Source organism: Aldersonia sp. NBC_00410, from assembly GCF_026342035.1.
Classification (GTDB): Bacteria; Actinomycetota; Actinomycetes; order Mycobacteriales; family Mycobacteriaceae; genus Aldersonia.
The window spans coordinates 210,624-226,370 of record NZ_JAPENM010000003.1 but is presented as its reverse complement, the minus strand read 5'-3'; the positions used below and the strand labels follow the sequence as shown (position 1 = coordinate 226,370).

14 protein-coding genes are annotated in these 15,747 nt (G+C 68.1%); 5 read left to right on the top strand and 9 right to left on the bottom strand.

Features of this window, described 5'->3' with window-relative positions; translation table 11 throughout:
* Window positions 1–10 precede the first annotated feature (10 nt).
* Window positions 11–2,680 carry a LuxR family transcriptional regulator gene (locus tag OG921_RS07975; protein WP_266111842.1) on the top strand — a complete coding sequence of 890 codons (2,670 nt, stop codon included), beginning with the start codon at window positions 11–13 and terminating at the stop codon, window positions 2,678–2,680.
* Here the strand turns inward: OG921_RS07975 and OG921_RS07970 are convergent.
* From OG921_RS07970 to OG921_RS07955, 4 genes are read right to left on the bottom strand one after another with little or no spacing between them, the layout of a single operon-like run.
* On the bottom strand, window positions 2,626–3,321 hold the full coding sequence (locus OG921_RS07970) for a 3-oxoacid CoA-transferase subunit B (protein ID WP_266111841.1): 696 nt from the start codon (window positions 3,319–3,321) through the stop codon (window positions 2,626–2,628). The two genes, OG921_RS07975 and OG921_RS07970, sit on opposite strands and share 55 nt — an antisense overlap.
* Before the next feature lie 13 nt (window positions 3,322–3,334).
* On the bottom strand, window positions 3,335–4,120 hold the full coding sequence (locus OG921_RS07965; RefSeq protein ID WP_266111840.1) for a CoA transferase subunit A: 786 nt from the start codon (window positions 4,118–4,120) through the stop codon (window positions 3,335–3,337).
* Window positions 4,117–4,887 carry a 3-oxoadipate enol-lactonase gene (gene pcaD, locus OG921_RS07960; protein WP_266111839.1) on the bottom strand — a complete coding sequence of 257 codons (771 nt, stop codon included), beginning with the start codon at window positions 4,885–4,887 and terminating at the stop codon, window positions 4,117–4,119. Before pcaD ends, OG921_RS07965 begins: the two co-directional genes overlap by 4 nt.
* Window positions 4,884–6,107 (bottom strand): acetyl-CoA C-acetyltransferase, encoded by a 1,224-nt coding sequence (locus OG921_RS07955; protein WP_266111838.1) that lies wholly within the window; start codon window positions 6,105–6,107, stop codon window positions 4,884–4,886. The genes pcaD and OG921_RS07955 overlap by 4 nt, the downstream gene beginning before the upstream one ends.
* 79 nt (window positions 6,108–6,186) lie before the next feature.
* On the opposite strand from OG921_RS07955, the gene OG921_RS07950 reads away from it, so the two are divergent.
* Window positions 6,187–7,083 (top strand): LysR substrate-binding domain-containing protein, encoded by an 897-nt coding sequence (locus tag OG921_RS07950; protein ID WP_266111837.1) that lies wholly within the window; start codon window positions 6,187–6,189, stop codon window positions 7,081–7,083.
* Between the two features lie 9 nt (window positions 7,084–7,092).
* Here OG921_RS07950 and OG921_RS07945 read toward each other — a convergent pair whose 3' ends face one another.
* A complete protein-coding gene (locus tag OG921_RS07945; RefSeq protein WP_266111836.1) occupies window positions 7,093–8,019 on the bottom strand; it encodes a LysR family transcriptional regulator in 927 nt (308 codons plus the stop codon).
* A gap of 73 nt (window positions 8,020–8,092) precedes the next feature.
* On the opposite strand from OG921_RS07945, the gene OG921_RS07940 reads away from it, so the two are divergent.
* Window positions 8,093–9,061, top strand: coding sequence for an EamA family transporter (locus tag OG921_RS07940; RefSeq protein ID WP_266111835.1), 969 nt, complete (start codon window positions 8,093–8,095; stop codon window positions 9,059–9,061).
* Here the strand turns inward: OG921_RS07940 and OG921_RS07935 are convergent.
* A complete protein-coding gene (locus tag OG921_RS07935) occupies window positions 8,954–10,018 on the bottom strand; it encodes a phosphotransferase family protein (protein ID WP_266111834.1) in 1,065 nt (354 codons plus the stop codon). The two genes, OG921_RS07940 and OG921_RS07935, sit on opposite strands and share 108 nt — an antisense overlap.
* Window positions 10,015–11,130: a hypothetical protein gene (locus OG921_RS07930; RefSeq protein ID WP_266111833.1), complete on the bottom strand. Its 1,116-nt coding sequence runs from the start codon at window positions 11,128–11,130 to the stop codon at window positions 10,015–10,017. The genes OG921_RS07935 and OG921_RS07930 overlap by 4 nt, the downstream gene beginning before the upstream one ends.
* Before the next feature lie 57 nt (window positions 11,131–11,187).
* On the opposite strand from OG921_RS07930, the gene OG921_RS07925 reads away from it, so the two are divergent.
* Window positions 11,188–11,787 (top strand): TetR-like C-terminal domain-containing protein, encoded by a 600-nt coding sequence (locus OG921_RS07925; protein ID WP_266111832.1) that lies wholly within the window; start codon window positions 11,188–11,190, stop codon window positions 11,785–11,787.
* A gap of 6 nt (window positions 11,788–11,793) precedes the next feature.
* Here OG921_RS07925 and OG921_RS07920 read toward each other — a convergent pair whose 3' ends face one another.
* Window positions 11,794–13,170: an HNH endonuclease signature motif containing protein gene (locus OG921_RS07920; RefSeq protein ID WP_266111831.1), complete on the bottom strand. Its 1,377-nt coding sequence runs from the start codon at window positions 13,168–13,170 to the stop codon at window positions 11,794–11,796.
* Between the two features lie 98 nt (window positions 13,171–13,268).
* Here OG921_RS07920 and OG921_RS07915 point away from each other — a divergent pair, with 98 nt between their 5' ends.
* Window positions 13,269–14,690 (top strand): lipase maturation factor family protein, encoded by a 1,422-nt coding sequence (locus OG921_RS07915; RefSeq protein WP_266111830.1) that lies wholly within the window; start codon window positions 13,269–13,271, stop codon window positions 14,688–14,690.
* Here the strand turns inward: OG921_RS07915 and OG921_RS07910 are convergent.
* Window positions 14,683–15,597, bottom strand: a complete 915-nt coding sequence (locus tag OG921_RS07910) for a hypothetical protein (RefSeq protein WP_266111829.1) — start codon at window positions 15,595–15,597, stop codon at window positions 14,683–14,685. The two genes, OG921_RS07915 and OG921_RS07910, sit on opposite strands and share 8 nt — an antisense overlap.
* Between the last annotated feature and the right edge of the window lie 150 nt (window positions 15,598–15,747).

Below are 15,747 nucleotides of genomic sequence, written 5' to 3'. Positions count from 1 at the left end.
CCGCCCTACCATGAGACGGGTGATCCGCGCGGCAGAGTGTGTGGGACGCGACGCCGAACTGGCCGCGCTCGCGCAGCACTGTGCGGCAGTCACCGACACGGGCGCTGCGTTCGTCATCGTCAGCGGCGACGCGGGGATCGGCAAGAGCGCGGTGGTGCACGCGCTGCTCGAATCGCACCGCAGCCGATACGGGAAGCCGAACGCGATGTGGGCGCGGGCTTTCGAGTGGGAGTCCGACCACGCCGGGGCGGTGCTGACGCAGCTGCTGCAGGGCGAGGTTGGGATCTCCGACGCCGAGGAGACGATCGCTGCTCGGGTGCCGGCCACCGATCCGCTGCTGCTCGTCGTGGACGATGCCGAGTTTGCCGACGACGCCACCCTCCGCGTGCTGATCGGACTCGTCGCGCGCCGGCGGGCGCTGCCGGTGCTGGTGGTGCTCGCCACGCGGACCGGACGCGCTCGCACGGATGTCCCCGCCGTAGCCGAGCTGCGCCTACGCGGCCTCGACACGACCGCGGTGGCGCAACTCGCGCACCACCATGGCCGGGCGCTGCACCCGGCCATGGCCGAACGGCTCGCCGCGCACACCGACGGAAACCCGGCCGCCGTCGTTGCCCTGCTCGACGAACTGCCCGCATCGGTGTGGTCGAACCCGGCGGCCGAACTGACCGCGCCGGCGTACGTCGTTGCCGACGTCCGGGATCGCCTCGACGGTGCCACGCCGGACGCCCGCGCGCTCATCGAGGCGCTCGCCATCCTCGACCAGGATGCGCCCGCCGCACTCATCGAACTGTCCGGTGTCGACGATCTTTTCGCCGCCATCGATCAGGCCGTCGACACGGGAATCGTGGTGCGGCCGGAGGCGGTGTCGCCCGCCGAGGTGCGACCCCGGCTGCGCAATCCAGTGGCGCGGGCGGCGGTGATCGGTCTGATGGGCGTGGCCGCGGCCGGCGCGGCGCACCGGCGCGCGGCCGATATCGTTGTCGACCCGGCACATCGGCTGCATCACCTCGTCGCCGCGACCTCGGCGGACGATCCAGCCCTCGCCGACGAACTCGACCGGCTGGCCCGCGCCCGCGGCGCCGACGGCGAGTGGAGCGAGGCCGCCCGGCTGTTCCGGCAGGCGAGCCGGCTCACGCCTGAAGTGTTGCTGCGCGACGAGCGGCTGACCCGGTCGGTGGACGCCTTGCTCGCCGCCGGGGACTGTGTCGGCGCGGGCGCGCTCGTTCCCGCCATCGAGAGCCTGCGCGAAACACCTTTGCGCAACGCCACTCTTGCCTATCTCGCGATTCTGCGTGGCCGCGCCGCCGAGGCCGGGCTCCGGCTCGACCGCGCGTGGGGCATCGTCAACGTGGAGCGGGATCCGGAGACCGCCGCGCTGATCGCGCAGCGCCTGGTGCTGCACTCCCTGGTCCGCTGCGACGGTGATGTGTTGGTGCACTGGGCCGACCGCGCCGTGGAGTTGGCCGGTTCCAGTTCACCCGCCGGGGTCGAGGCCGCCGCGATCCGTGGCCTGGGCGTGGCCTGGTCGGGACATCCGCGGGAGGCGTCGCGGACGTACGAGACGCTATCCGAGCGGGTCGGGCACGGCGCCCAGGCGCAGCGGTTCACCATGGGCCGCGGCTGGCTCGAACTCGGACTCGACGAGATCGATGCCGCACGAGCCAATTTGGAAGCCGCGATGTCGATGGCGCAGCTGGGCGGATCGGACCGGATCACGCTCTGGGCGTTGGCATGGTTGGCGCGGGTGCAGTTCGTGACCGGGGAATGGGATCGGGCGCTGCAAACGGCGGGCCAGGCGCTCGCTTTGGCCGGCAGACGCGGCATCACGATCGGCACACCGCTATTGGAATGGACGGTTGCACAGGTGCATACGCTGCGCGGCGATTGGACCGCGGCCGAGCGCGCGGTGCGCAGCGCGGACGCCGCGGGTGCCGACTACGCGATCATGGCGATCCCGGCGATGCTGGCCAAGGCGCAACTCGCCGAAGCCTCCGCCGATTACGCGAAGGTGGCCAGGACGCTCACCCCGCTGACCCGGATGGCCGAGCGCACACCGGGATTGGTCGAACCGGGATTCTGGCCGTGGGTGGATGTGCTCGCCAATGCGCTGGTGATCGAGGGGCGACTCGACGACGCCGACGAATTGCTGCGGCCACACGAGCAGCGGGCCGCCGAGCGCGAGCACCGGTCGGCACAAGCTCGCCTTGGCTACGCCAGGGGCCGGTTGCTCGGTGCGGCAGGCGACATTCCCGGTGCCCGCGAGAGTTTCGATGCCGCCATCGAGCTACTGGAAGGGCTGCCATTGCGCTACGACCTGGCCCGGATCAACTTTGCCTATGGGCAGACGTTGCGGCGTGCCGGTAAGCGCCGCGCGGCGGACGAGGTCATCGGCACCGCCCGCGAGCTGTATCTCTCGCTCGGGGCAACCACCTACGTGCAGCGCTGCGAACGCGAACTCAAGGCAGGCGGCATGCACACCCCGCGCGGCAGCAGTGACGACGTGGAACTGACACCCCAGGAGGAGGCTGTCGCCGTGTTGGTGGCCAACGGCATGTCCAACCGCGAGGTAGCCGCTGAGCTCTTCATCTCACCGAAGACCGTGCAGTACCACCTGACCCGGATCTATGCCAAGCTCGGGTTGCGATCGCGGTCGGAACTCGCCGCGGCGCGCCGCTGAGCCTCGCGGCGCCGATCGATCAGGGGTGCACCGGTTTTCGCTTCGACATCGGCGAAATCAACCTCGGGCGCGAGCTCGAGCACATCGAAGCCGGTGCCGTTGACATCGAAGACACCCAGATCGGTGATCACCCGCTGCACCACCGACTTGCCGGTGAGCGGCAGCGTGCACTCGGCGACGAGCTTCGGCTCGCCGCGCTTGTTGGCGTGCTCCATCAGCACAATCACGCTGGCCGCACCGTTCACCAGATCCATTGCGCCGCCGATGCCTTTGACCATGGCACCGGGCACCATCCAGTTCGCCAGGTCGCCGTTGCCCGCGACCTGCATACCGCCGAGGACCGCGACATCGACGTGGCCGCCGCGGATCATCGCGAAACTTGTTGCCGAATCGAAGAACGACGCCCCCGGCAGTACCGAGACGGTCTGCTTGCCCGCGTTGATCAGGTCGGGATCGACCTCGTCGTCGTAGGGGTAGGGTCCCACGCCGAGGATGCCGTTCTCGGCGTGCAGCGTGATGCCGGAGTCGGCCGTCAGGTAATCCGGGATCAGGGTGGGCAATCCGATGCCCAGGTTCACATAATCCCCGGCTCGCAGTTCCAGCGCCGCCCGCGCGGCCATCTCGTTCCGTGTCCAGCTCATGGTGGGGCTCCCTCTACTGGTGTGCGAGTTGTTCGGGACGCGCCCGTACGGTGCGCTGTTCGATTTCCTTGCGGGCGGCCTGCTCCGGGGTGAGCCCGACGATGCTCTTGACGAAGATGCCCGAGAGGTGGATCTCGTCGGGGGCCAATTCGCCGACCTCCACGACCTTCTCGGCCTCGACGATGGTCATCCGACCCGACATCGCCGCCGGTGGGTTGAAATTCTGTGCGGCGGCATGGAACTTGCAATTGCCCGCCTTGTCCACGACCGCTGCCCGGATCAGCGCGAAGTCGGTGACGATCGCCTCCTCGAGCACCATCTCCTTGCCGAAGAAGCGGCGGACCTCCTTCGGCGGTGAGGCGAGCGCGACGGTCCCGTCGGAGTTGTACCGCCATGGCAACCCACCCTCTGCGACCACCGTGCCCACTCCGGTAGGTGTGTAGAACGCACCGATGCCGCTGCCACCGGCGCGAAGTCGTTCGGCGAGCGTGCCCTGCGGGGTGAGCTCCACGGTCACCTCGCCGGCCAGAAACTGGCGGCCGAATTCCTTGTTCTCGCCGATGTAGGAGGCAATGACCTTGCGAATCTTGCGGGCCTCCAACAGCAGTCCGAGGCCGGCACCGTCGACACCGCAGTTGTTGGAGACGATGGTGAGATCACCGGCGCCCTGCTCGAGCAGCGCTTCGATGAGGAACCACGGGATACCGGCGAGACCGAATCCGCCGACCGCGAGGCTTGCGCCATCCGGGATCGCCGCCACCGCCGCGGCGGGCGAGGCGACGAGTTTGTCGACAGTCATTGCTGCTCCAGGTGAGTGCGGATCGCGGGGGTGATCGTCTGTGGCTGTTCGGCATTGGCCAGATGCCCGGAGTGCGGAACGACGAGCAGCCGGCCATTGACCACCGTGTCGGCGATCTCGGCGAGTTTTGCCGGCGGTGTCGCCACGTCGTCGGCGCCGGCGATCGCGAGCGTCGGCGCCTTGATGGTCGGCAGGTCGGGGCGCAGGTCCATGTCGGCGATCACAGCGCAGCACGAGGCGTATCCCTCCGGCGGTGTGGCGGCGACCATCTGTTCGTAGTACCGCTTACGATCCGGCTGTGCGGCAAGGTATTCCGCGGTGAACCAGCGCCCGACGACCGCTTCGGCGACCGCGGAGGTGCCGTGCGCGCGGACCGTGTCGGCCCGGTCGGTCCAGGCCGAAGACGGCGGCAACTGCGCACCCGTGCACAGCAGGACCATGCGGTTCACCCGGTGCGGATAGCAGGCGGCGGCCCGCATCGCCGTCATGCCGCCAAGCGAGAGACCAACGAGATGTGCGGACTCGATGCCGAGCCGGTCGAGCAGGGCGATCAGGTCGTCGGCGAGATCGTCGATCGAGTACGGGCCCGTCGGTACCGGCGACGCGCCGTGGCCGCGGGTGTCGTAGCGGACGACACGGAAACGTTCCTCCAGCGCTTCGAGCTGCGCGTCCCACATCCGGTGCGTCGAGCCGAGCGAATTGGACAGCACGACAACGGGTCCGTCGGCGCGGCCGGTGACGACCGCCGCGACGTCGACCGCGCTCATCGCACCGCCTCGAAGACCGCGGCGAGGCCCTGACCGCCGCCGATGCACATCGTCTCCAGCACGTATCGCGCATCACGGCGGCGCGCTTCGTAGGCTGCGGTCGCGAGGATGCGCGCACCGGTCGCACCGATCGGATGGCCGAGCGAGATGCCGGAACCATTGGGGTTAAGTCGATCATCGGCGGCGTCGAGTTTCCACTCGGCGAGCACCGCGAGCACCTGTGCTGCGAACGCCTCATTCAGCTCGATCAGGTCGATGTCGTCGAGCGTGAGTCCCGCGCGTTCGAGCGCCGCGGCCGTGGAGCCCACCGGCCCGAGTCCCATCGTGGCCGGGTCGCAACCCGATACGGCCCAGGAGCGCAGGGCCAGCAGCGGCGTCAGGCCGCGCCGCTCCGCCTCGTCGAGCGTGGTGACCACGCACATTGCCGCGCCGTCGTTCTGCCCTGAGGCGTTACCCGCAGTGACCGTCGCTTCCGGATCGAGTTTCTGCCGAACCGGCCGCAGCCCGTTCAGCTTGGCCAGGGTGAGGTCGGCGCGCGGATGTTCGTCGCGATCCACGGTGACATCGGGGCGTCCGCGCCGGCCGGGCACGGTCACCGGGACGAGTTCGTCGGCGAAGCGACCGGCCTCCTGGGCCGCGAGGGCGCGCCGATGCGATTCCAGCGCGAGTTCGTCCTGTTCGGCGCGGCTGATTCCGTAGCGGACGCGCAGGTTTTCGGCGGTCTCGATCATCCCGCCGGTGACCGGATGCGACGCACCGCCCGCAGTGGCCCGCGCTCGGTCCAGGCGGTCCATCAGTTCGATGCCACCCTGCTTCACCCCGGTGCGCAGCCCGAGGGCGTAGTGCTCGACGTTGGACATCGAGTCCGCGCCGCCTGCGATGACGAGCCGCGCGCCGCCCGTCGCGACGGCGGCGGCACCGATGAGCACCGCCTGCAACCCGGAGCCGCAGCGGCGGTCCACCTGCATGCCGGGCACGCCGGTACCGAGACCGGCATCGAGGGCGGCGATCCGGCCGAGCGCCGGCGATTCCCCGCTCGGGTAGCCCTGGCCGAGGATCACGTCGTCGACGTCGCCCTCGCGCAGGCCGGTGCGGTCGACGAGTTCGCGCAGCAGCGCGGTGGCGAGATCGGTGACCGTCAGCGATGCGAGCGCTCCCCCCATGCGCCCGACGGGGGTGCGCAGCGGTGTGCAGATGACAACAGGCGCGGAGGTGGTCATGCCTCCACGATATGAATGTGCAGCGATATTGAGAAGTATCCATTTGCCGCCTATTGATATGTACGTAATATCAATCCGCATGGAGCTCAGGCATCTGCGGTACTTCCGCGCGGTCGCCGAGGAACTTCATTTCGGCCGCGCCGCGGAGCGGCTGCACATTGCCCAGCCGCCGCTCTCCCAGCAGATTCGGCAGCTCGAGGGCGAACTTGGCATCGCCCTGCTCACCCGATCCACGCGACGAGTCGAGCTGACCCCTGCCGGCGAGGCCTATCTGTCGCGGACGGTGGCCATTCTCGACGCGGTGGATGCGGCCGGTGAGCAGGCACAGCGGATCGCCGAGGGACGACGTGGCCACCTCGCCATCGGGTGCGTCGGGTCGGCGACCTACTCGCTGCTGCCGACGCTCGTCCGCGCGCTGCGCGACGAGCTGCCCGACCTCGACGTGAGCGTGCGCGGCGAGATGCTCGCACCCGCACAGGTCGCGGCGCTCCGGTCCGGCGAGATCGGCCTTGCGCTGCTTCGACCGCCGCTGGCAACGACGGACCTGCGGATCGAATCGCTACGCCGGGACCGGCTGATCGTCGCGCTCCCCGACGGGCACCCCGGCGCCGCGGGGAAGACGATCGATATTGCCGCGCTGCGCGAGGCCGACTTCATTTCCTATGCGGGCCACGGTAGATCGGTGATGAACGGCGTGCTCGCCTCGGTATGCTCCCGCGCCGGTTTCGTCCCGCAGGTGCGCCACGAAGTCGAGGAAACCTCCACACTCGTCACGCTGGTCGCCGCCGGGCTCGGCGTCGCCGTGGTACCGGAACCCACCGCATCGCTCGGGATCGCGGGTGTGACCTACCTGCCGCTGCGCGGCGACACCCTGGACGTGGAGTTGGCCGCGGCATCGTTGGCCGCCGACGCTGCACCCGTCATCGAGCCGGTGCTCGACGTGCTGCGCCGGGTCGCGCGATCGGACGCCGACTGACCACCGTGCTCACTGCGCGGCAGCCGTCTCGGCAAGTGGCGCAACGGCTGCCGCGAACGCATCGAGCACCGCTGCGACCGCGAGCCGACGCTCGGCATGCGGGCGGGTGGCGAGCTCGTAGACCCGGCCGGCCCGCACGTCGGCCAGCGGAAGCACCACCAGTCGCGAGTCGGTGACCGCCCAGCGCGGCATCAGCGCGACCCCGCGGTTCGCCGCAACCAGACTCTCGATGACGCGGAAGTCATTGAGTCGTTGGGTGATCCGCGGCTGTACGCCGGTCACCGTGGCGATCGACAGCAGCACGTCGTCCACCGGGAACCCGCCGCGCACGCTGATCCAGTCCTCGTCGGCCAGTTCGGCAGGATGCACGGCCGCGTTGCCTGCGAGGCGATGCTGCGCGCCGACCACGACGTCGATCGGTTCGCGCAACAGGGTGCGCACCACGACGCGCGGATCGGGCCGTAACGGCGTGCGATCGTCGCGATGGGTGAGCACGACGTCGTAATCCGCGAGCAATTGCGACACCGCGGTGGGTGGGAGATCCTCATCGCTGGCCTGCACGCGTACCCGTGTTCCGTCGAGTGCGGACCGGTCCAGCGCGGCGAGCACATCGGGCAGCAGCAGAGCGGCCCCCGAGGGGAACAACGCGATGCGAACGACCCCGTGCGGGGCGTCGCGGTACAGCGCCATCTCCGCGTCGGCGCGGTCGAGCGCGGCCAGCACCTCGTCGGCACGCAGCACCAGCGCACGACCCGCGTCGGTGAGCCGGACCCGCCGCCCGTCGGGTTCGAGCAGTGCGACTCCGGCTTCCTTGGCGAGCACCTTGAGTTGCTGCGATACCGCCGAGGGTGTCATCGCCAGCGCCGATGCCGTCGCGGCGACCGTGCCGCGATCGGCGAGTTCATGCAGGACACGAAGCCGCTGAAGGTCGAACATTAAGTAATGCTACATATCGTGTGCAAAATTATTCGATTGTGCTCATCAATGAAGTGCCCGCACGATTGGCGGCGTGACCACTCGAGACCGGAACCTCGCCCTGCTCGTCGTGCTGCTCTGGGGACTGAATTTCCTGGCCATCCGCGCCGGGCTCGATCAGTTCCCCCCGTTCTTCTTCGCGGCACTGCGGTTTCTGGTCATCGCGATCCCGGTGGTCATCTTCGTGCCGCGCCCGCAGGTGCCGATGCGCTGGCTGATCCTCTACGGCGCGGGCTTCGGCGTCCTGCAGTTCGGGTTCCTGTTCGGCGCCATGAACGCGGGGATGCCGACCGGACTCGCCTCGCTCGTGCTGCAATCCTCGGCGCCGTTCACGGTGGCACTCGGGGCACTGCTGCTCGGCGAGCGGATCACCCCGACGCAACTGCTCGGTCTCGCCGTGGCCATCGCGGGCATGGCACTGATCGGCTGGGACCGTGCCGAGCACGCGACCCTGCTTCCCGTCGCGCTGACCCTGCTCGGCGGACTGGGCTGGGCGTTCGGCAACATCGGCTCCCGCCTGGCCGCCGCACCCAATCCGCTGCACCTCACGCTGTGGATGACCGTCGTGGCACCGCTGCCCATGCTCGCGCTCTCCGCCTCGACAGAGGGTCCGACCACCGGATGGCGCGCGCTCGCCGACGCGTTCGGGCCACACGGGTGGCCGGCGCTCGTCGGCCTGGCCTACATCGTGGTGTTCGGCACGATCGCGGGTTCGGGGATCTGGTGCGCACTGCTGAGCCGCTATCCTACCGGTCGGGTGGCGCCGTACTCGCTGCTCGTCCCGGTGGTCGGGATTACGGTGTCATGGCTGGTGCTGCACGAGAAGCCCAGTGTGACAACCATTCTTGGCGGTCTCGTCGTCATCGTCGGCGCGGCCGCGGCGACCGGGGTCCGGCTAATCCCCGCCCATCAGCAGCTCGAGCCGGTCGACGCCGATCTGCGTGAGATCGAATTCCTCGCTCGCGAACATGCGGTTCAGACGAATGAGCGGCATCGCCAGTAGCAATGTTGCCGTGAGGTCGTGAAAGTGCATGTTGCGCAACCGATACCCCATGCGCTCGGCGTAGCGGTCCAGGGTCTCGTCGCGACTCGGCGTCCCCGGTGTCGGCGCACGATCCGGGAACGGGCTGCTCACCCAGTCGGTGAGAAACATCCACGCCAGATCGCCGCCGGGGTCGCCGAGATAGGCGACCTCCCAGTCCAGCGCGGCCACCGGGGCGAGGTCGGCCGAGTACAGGACGTTCGACATTCGGCTGTCGCCCCAGCACACCGTCACCCGTTCGGGCACATAGAGATTACGTCGCAGCCAGTCGATCGCCCGGCCGAACGCGGGCGGCAGCGCTGCGCCGTCGCTTGCCCACGTGACTCCGTATTCCAGAAAGTTGACGAGACGCTCGGGCGGCGTCGTGCCGAACGCGCCGAGGTCGAGGAAGCCGAGCCGGTAGGCCGCCGGATCGAGCGCGTGCAGCGTGGTGACCAGGTCGACGCAGCCGTTCCACAGCGTGGCCCGGCCGGCCTCGTCGGCGTCGGCGAAGATCCCGGCCTGATGGTAGGGCGGCACGTCACTGACGCAGACGATGTCCTCGATGCGGCGCATCACGAAGTAGGGCGTGCCGAGCGGGGCCGGGTCGGTGTCGATCCAGAGCACCTCCGGCACCGGCATCGGCGAGGGCGCCAACCGTTGCATCGTGAGGAACTGGCGGCGCAGGTCGAAGTCCGGCAGCACGGCATGCTCGGGTGGCCGTCGAAACACCAGTGGCAGAGTTGTCGATCCGTCCGGGCCGGCAATACCCTCGACGTCGAAGAGGAATGTCTCGGTCGAGAACCCTTGCGGCGCAGGACGCCAGGCGGCGATCCGGGCGCTCTGGGCGCCGGGGATCCGGGTGCGTACGATCGGCTCCAGCGCAGCCGGCAGATCTGCGACAGCTACTCGACCGACGGCGGGCGGCACCTCGCTCACCACCCCGTGTAGCCGTAGCGCGGATATGCGCCCATGAACACCATTTCGACCAGGCCATGCCCCACCTTGCCGTCCATCCGCACCTCGCACAGGGTCTCGCTGAGGAAGGACACCGGCCGGATCGCGTCGAGATCGGTGGTGTCGATGCCGAATCCGTCGAGAAATGTCGGTCCGCGCCAGTAGCCGGAGGCGTAGCCGTTGAACTCTTGATACCCGGCCAGTCCCGGCCAGAAATCACAGAGCGGTGTGACCTCGATGGTGCTGCGGCTACGGTCGCCGCGCAGGATCGTAAAGCTGCCGCCGCTGATCACGCGCTGCTCGGCGCGGAATTTCAGGTCGTGCTCCACGTCGATGATCGTGCCGTGCGCGCGACCGGTGTCCGTGGGGTAGAGCAACTCGCCCTCGAATTGCCAACGCTCACCGTTGCTGTGCTCGCGCTGCGCGAAATGCACCAGTTCGTCGTCGAATTCGAAGATGCCCATGTAGTAGAGAACGCCGTCCGGTATCTCGGACGGCTGCATCTCGGTGCCCTCGGGCAGGCTCCCGCCGCCCGGACCGTTGCGGATACCCCAGGAGTGATCCCTACCGAACCACCAACGGTCCGAATCGATTTCGATGCGTTCGCCGTCGATCTCGAGCCAGCCCTCGAGCACCCCATTCTGATAGAACCGGCGTGCGTCCTCACTGACCCGGCCGCGGCTGCGATGGAACGCCGGGGTCTGCTCGTAAGTGGGGAACCGGCCGCGTAGCCGCAGGTCCAAGCTCAGTCCCTGCTCGTTCGGTTCGAGGACGGCGCGTACGGTCTGCAGCGGCTCCTCGATGGAGTAGGTGTACGGGCCCACCGTATAGGCGCCGAGCGGTCCGGCGGACGCGTCGAGTTCGGTCGACATCCGTACCACCCTGGTCGCACCGCTGCGTTTGGTGACCATGACGTAGGCATCCATCACGTTGCGGTTCGGGAACCGGGCGAGTCCGGTCATCACGTTGATCTCGCCGGACTTGTCGAAGCCGTACATGACGATGCGCTCGACCCAACGCAGATCGCTCTGCGACACGTGGTCGAACGTCGTCGGTAGCTGGTGGCTGAGCAATTCGTCGTGGGGTGTGAGCATACTTTCGTTATATGGTGAAACGTAACTAAAGGCAAGAGTTGTGAGAGGTTGATTGCCGTGACCACAACGGCGAGCCCGATCGGCCGGCCTCGCGACCCCGCGAAGGACGCCGCCGTGCTCGCCGCCGCTCGTGAGCTCCTGGTCGAGGCCGGTTTCGCGGGAACGACGGTGGTTGCCGTCGCCCGCCGTGCGCGGGTCGGGGCCCCGACGATCTATCGCCGCTGGGCAACCAGGGAAGCCCTCATCGAGGACGCCGCATTCGGTCATCCGCAGCCGGCGGCCATGCCCGAGCCGACCGGTGACCTGCATAACGACCTGCTTGGCTGGACGCGGGCGTTCCTCGGCTGGCTGGCCGATCCGGTCACCCGGGCTGCCCTGCCCGGCTTGCTCGCCGCCTATCACCGCGACGACGAGCTCTACGAACGCCTGGTGCTGCGGTCCGAGCAGGACGTGCGAGCGCTGCTCACGGGCGTACTCGCGCGTGCCCTACCCGGCCTCGCGCCGCCCGAACTCCAGCGCCGCTCAACCGCCGTCTTCGACTTCCTCGTCGCCTCCACCGCCGTCCGCGCCATGACCCGTGGACTCACCGACGCCGAAAGCTATTGTGCAACAACGACTCGGTCGCTGACAGTGCTGGCCGTGGGGGCGTGGGACTGACGCAGGTCACGGCGGATCGTCCCCGGAATCTCCGACGAGAATCTCGCTGGGGTGGTGGAACCTGTTGATACGTGGGCGTTGTCGCGGATCCACGTGGCACGGCGGGGTCCACGCGGTCCTGCCGCGGCGGCTCTCGTGGGAATGCCACCGGTCTGCGCCTGGGCCGGCGAGTTTGTGGTGTTCGGGGCAGACGAGGGTTAGGTTGTCGATGTCGGTCGCGCCACCGTGTGCCCATTCGCGGACGTGGTGGGCCTCGGCCAGGTAGCCCGGCACGTTGCAGCCGGGGAACGAGCAACCGACGTCGCGGGCGTGCAGCACGATCCGCTGATCCGGCGATGCGATCCGCTTGGACCGCGCCAGGTGCACCATGCGGCCCTCGACATCGAAGGCCACCAGATAGTGAAAAGCGTGGGCGGCCATGCGGATCAGATCCCGAATCGGGACCATCGATCCGCCCGCCGTCGCGGCCGGCCCGGCAAGATCGGTCAGCTCACCCAAAGTCGTCGAGACGATCGCAGTGACCGGCAGTCCGCGATGCTGACCCAGTTCACCGGACGCCAGGAGGGCGCGGCACATGGCCTTCAGGGCGTCGTGCTGCCGCTGCCCCATCGAGCGGGTATCACGCTTGGCGTCATCCTCGTTCGGCTCACCGTCGACCACTGGCGACGCGTCCGCCGGATTGCACATCCCGGGCGCTGCGAGTTTGGCCAGGATCGGTTCCAGGTACGCCCGCGTCTCCGGATCGATCCACCCCGTCAGGTTGCTCATCAGATCCGCGCCCTGCTTGCCCAGCCAGATCCCGCGCTTGCGGGCGCGATCCTCGTCGGAGAACTCCCCATCCGGGTTCAGGTAGGCCGCGAGCCGCTCGGCGACCTTCTTCAACTCGTCGGGTCGCATCGTGGCGGCGAACGCGGCGAGCTGGGCTTCGGCCTGCTCCCTCGTTCCCGCATCGACCGCCACCGGCAGGTGTTGCAGAAACGACCGGATCACCTGCACATGCCCGTCACCGAGCACGCCCTCCCGTACGGCGGCGGCAGTGGCGGGTAGCTCCGGTTCCAGCGGCTCGCCGGTGAAGGAGGACCGAGTCGCGAGCTGTTCAGCAGTATTGAACCGCCGCTTCGCCTCAGTCCGGTTGATCCGCAACGCATCCGCCACCACCTGATGCGAATGCTCGCCACCGAAATCGTCGGGGATTCGCTGCTCCCGCAAGCGGCACAGCACCTCGTGGCCCACACCCGACTGCTTTCGGGCCACCGACTCCAGCCGCCGTAGCACCTCCAGCAGCTCCGGACTCGACATGGCCCCGAAGTCCAGATCCGAAGCGGCGGACACCGCAGAATCGAGCGCGTCCAGCACGCCTGCGGTAGCCACCCCTGAATGCATGTTCAAACGCTATCGCGGCCCACCGACAAACTTCGGTCCTCGTTTAGCCGTTCGACGACCGAGCCACCGAAGTAGGCTCAAGCAGAGGAGCCGATGCCGTGGACTGGTTCTCCGACCCCGGATACTGGCCGAGCCGCTGGGTGTTCCAGCGCGGGCTCGGCCTGGTGTACCTGGTCGCCTTCCTCACTGCGGCAAACCAATTCCGCGCGCTGATCGGCGAGCACGGACTCACTCCGGCGCCGCGATTCCTGCGCGGCCGCACGTTGCGGCAGGTGCCCAGCCTATTCACGCTGCGCTATTCCGACCGGCGTTTCGCGATCGTGGCGTGGTTCGGCGTCGCGCTGTCGCTCGGTGCGCTCGTCGGTCTGTGGGATCGGCTCCCGCTACCCGTCTGTATGGCGATGTGGGCGCTGCTGTGGGTGCTGTATCTGTCCATCGTCAACATCGGGCAGATCTGGTACGGCTTCGGCTGGGAGTCCCTGCTCCTCGAAGTCGGTTTCCTGGCAATATTTCTCGGGCCCGCCGCCACCGAGCCGCCGGTGCTGGTGTTGTGGCTGCTGCGTTGGGTGCTGTTCCGCGTCGAGTTCGGTGCCGGCCTGATCAAGATCCGCGGCGACCCGTGCTGGCGCAATCTGACCTGCCTGTATTACCACCACGAAACCCAGCCGATGCCGAATCCGCTCAGCTGGTATTTCCACCATCTGCCCAAGCCGCTGCACCGGGTCGAGGCGGCGGGCAACCATGTCGTGCAACTCGTCGTGCCGTTCGGTCTGTTCGCGCCGCAACCGGTGGCCGGTGTCGCCGCGGCGCTGATGGTGGCGACCCAACTGTGGCTGTGCGTGAGCGGAAACTTCGCGTGGCTCAACGCAATCACCATCGTGCTCGGCTTGTCGGTGATCCCGGGTTCCTGGTATGCAGCCCTACCCGTGTCCGCGCCGGACCTCGGCGCGCCGCCGCACTGGTTCATCGCACTGACCGTCGCGCTCACCGCGTTCGTCGCGGTGCTCAGCTACCGACCCGTGCGCAACCTGCTGTCGTCACATCAGGCGATGAACGCCAGTTTCGACAAGCTGCACCTGGTCAACACCTACGGCGCGTTCGGCCGGGTCACTCGCACCCGATTCGAGGTGGTGATCGAGGGCTGCTACGACGGCACGCACGGCACCGAACCGGAGTGGAAACAGTACCCGTTCAAGGGAAAACCTGTCGACCCGCAGCGCCGGCCGCGCCAGTTCGCGCCCTATCACCTGCGCCTGGACTGGCTGATGTGGTTCGCCGCCCTGTCACCGGAGTATGCGCGGGGCTGGCTGCCGATCCTGGCGGACCGGCTGCTCGATAACGACAAGACCACGCTGAAACTATTGCGTGGCAACCCGTTTCCGGGCCGGCCGCCCGACCGGGTCCGCGCCGTGCTCTACGAGTACCACTTCACGGACCGGGCCGAGCGCCGCCGCACCGGCGCGTGGTGGACCCGCGAACGCATCGGGATCTACCTGATGCCGCGGCGCGCATCTAGGTGAGTGGGGTCGACTCGCTCGGCCCCTGCCGGTACCTCGTCATCGTGAGCCGCTGTTCGTGGTCGTTGTATTCCGGGATCGGCAGCGGGAACCAGTAACTGCCGTCCAGCCACATCTGACCCATCAGCGGCAGCGGCTGCTGTCCGATGTCGATTCCCTTGCCCGCCGGTGGGTTCCGGAACGCACCGACGTTCTGCCCGTCGACGAAGAAGTCGACGTACTCATCGCCGAGCTTCACCGCGTAGGCGTGGTCGCCGGCCAGCAGTGCCGGATCGAGCAGCTTGACTTGCGGATACAACTGACCGGCGCGCTTGACCATGAGGAAGAACCCACGCGGCAACTCGGTGCCGAGCACATTGAAGATCGGGCGGGTCAGTTCGCTGGCCGCACCGACGAGGCCGTGCGAGCCGTTGTACATGAACCAGGCGACCTCGAGTGAAACCGGGTCGATGGTGCGATTGGAAATGCCCCAGCCGGCAGTGCCGTTGTGCCCGACCATATCCGGCGCGCCCTTGATGTCGTAGGTCATCGTCATGCCGGGTACGAAACCGGGTTTCGGCAGAATCTCCGCGTTGTTGTACGGGAAGAGCCCGTCCACTGTCGGCGGATTGATCTGGGTGACCCCGCCCGGTCCGTACTGCGTGGTCGAGTAGCCGACGTTCGTATTGCACCAGTCACCCGACCGCGGCGCCGCGAAGTCCTCGTCCATCGCGCGCGGCGGCTGCGCGTCACCGGTGCCGATGTACCCGGCGAACGCATGCAGGTTGAGCACCGCACAGTTCGGCAGGCCGTCGTCGACGCCGGGTATCTGAATATTCGGGTCCGCGCCGGCGACGCCTACCGATGTCGATGCCGCGATGACGAGCGCCGCGAACCCGCTCCCGATCGCTGTTGCCCGCTTGGATTTCATCGAACCTCCCGTTGGTTTCATGGCCCCGTTCGATATCCCCGGTCGCGCAATAAGTTAGTCATGATTCTCATGCCGAGTTCATAGACAGAGGTGTCTATCAGGACCGCTGGTCCATAAGTTACGTCACGATGTGGTCAATCGGCCCAGCAT

What these genes read in the sequence shown, in the direction of transcription:
- OG921_RS07975 (WP_266111842.1), top strand. Translation starts at nt 11, where the DNA reads ATGAGACGGGTGATCCGCGCGGCAGAGTGTGTGGGACGCGACGCCGAA.
- OG921_RS07970 (WP_266111841.1), bottom strand. Translation starts at nt 3,321, where the DNA reads ATGAGCTGGACACGGAACGAGATGGCCGCGCGGGCGGCGCTGGAACTG.
- OG921_RS07965 (WP_266111840.1), bottom strand. Translation starts at nt 4,120, where the DNA reads ATGACTGTCGACAAACTCGTCGCCTCGCCCGCCGCGGCGGTGGCGGCG.
- pcaD (WP_266111839.1), bottom strand. Translation starts at nt 4,887, where the DNA reads ATGAGCGCGGTCGACGTCGCGGCGGTCGTCACCGGCCGCGCCGACGGA.
- OG921_RS07955 (WP_266111838.1), bottom strand. Translation starts at nt 6,107, where the DNA reads ATGACCACCTCCGCGCCTGTTGTCATCTGCACACCGCTGCGCACCCCC.
- OG921_RS07950 (WP_266111837.1), top strand. Translation starts at nt 6,187, where the DNA reads ATGGAGCTCAGGCATCTGCGGTACTTCCGCGCGGTCGCCGAGGAACTT.
- OG921_RS07945 (WP_266111836.1), bottom strand. Translation starts at nt 8,019, where the DNA reads ATGTTCGACCTTCAGCGGCTTCGTGTCCTGCATGAACTCGCCGATCGC.
- OG921_RS07930 (WP_266111833.1), bottom strand. Translation starts at nt 11,130, where the DNA reads ATGCTCACACCCCACGACGAATTGCTCAGCCACCAGCTACCGACGACG.
- OG921_RS07920 (WP_266111831.1), bottom strand. Translation starts at nt 13,170, where the DNA reads ATGCATTCAGGGGTGGCTACCGCAGGCGTGCTGGACGCGCTCGATTCT.
- OG921_RS07910 (WP_266111829.1), bottom strand. Translation starts at nt 15,597, where the DNA reads ATGAAATCCAAGCGGGCAACAGCGATCGGGAGCGGGTTCGCGGCGCTC.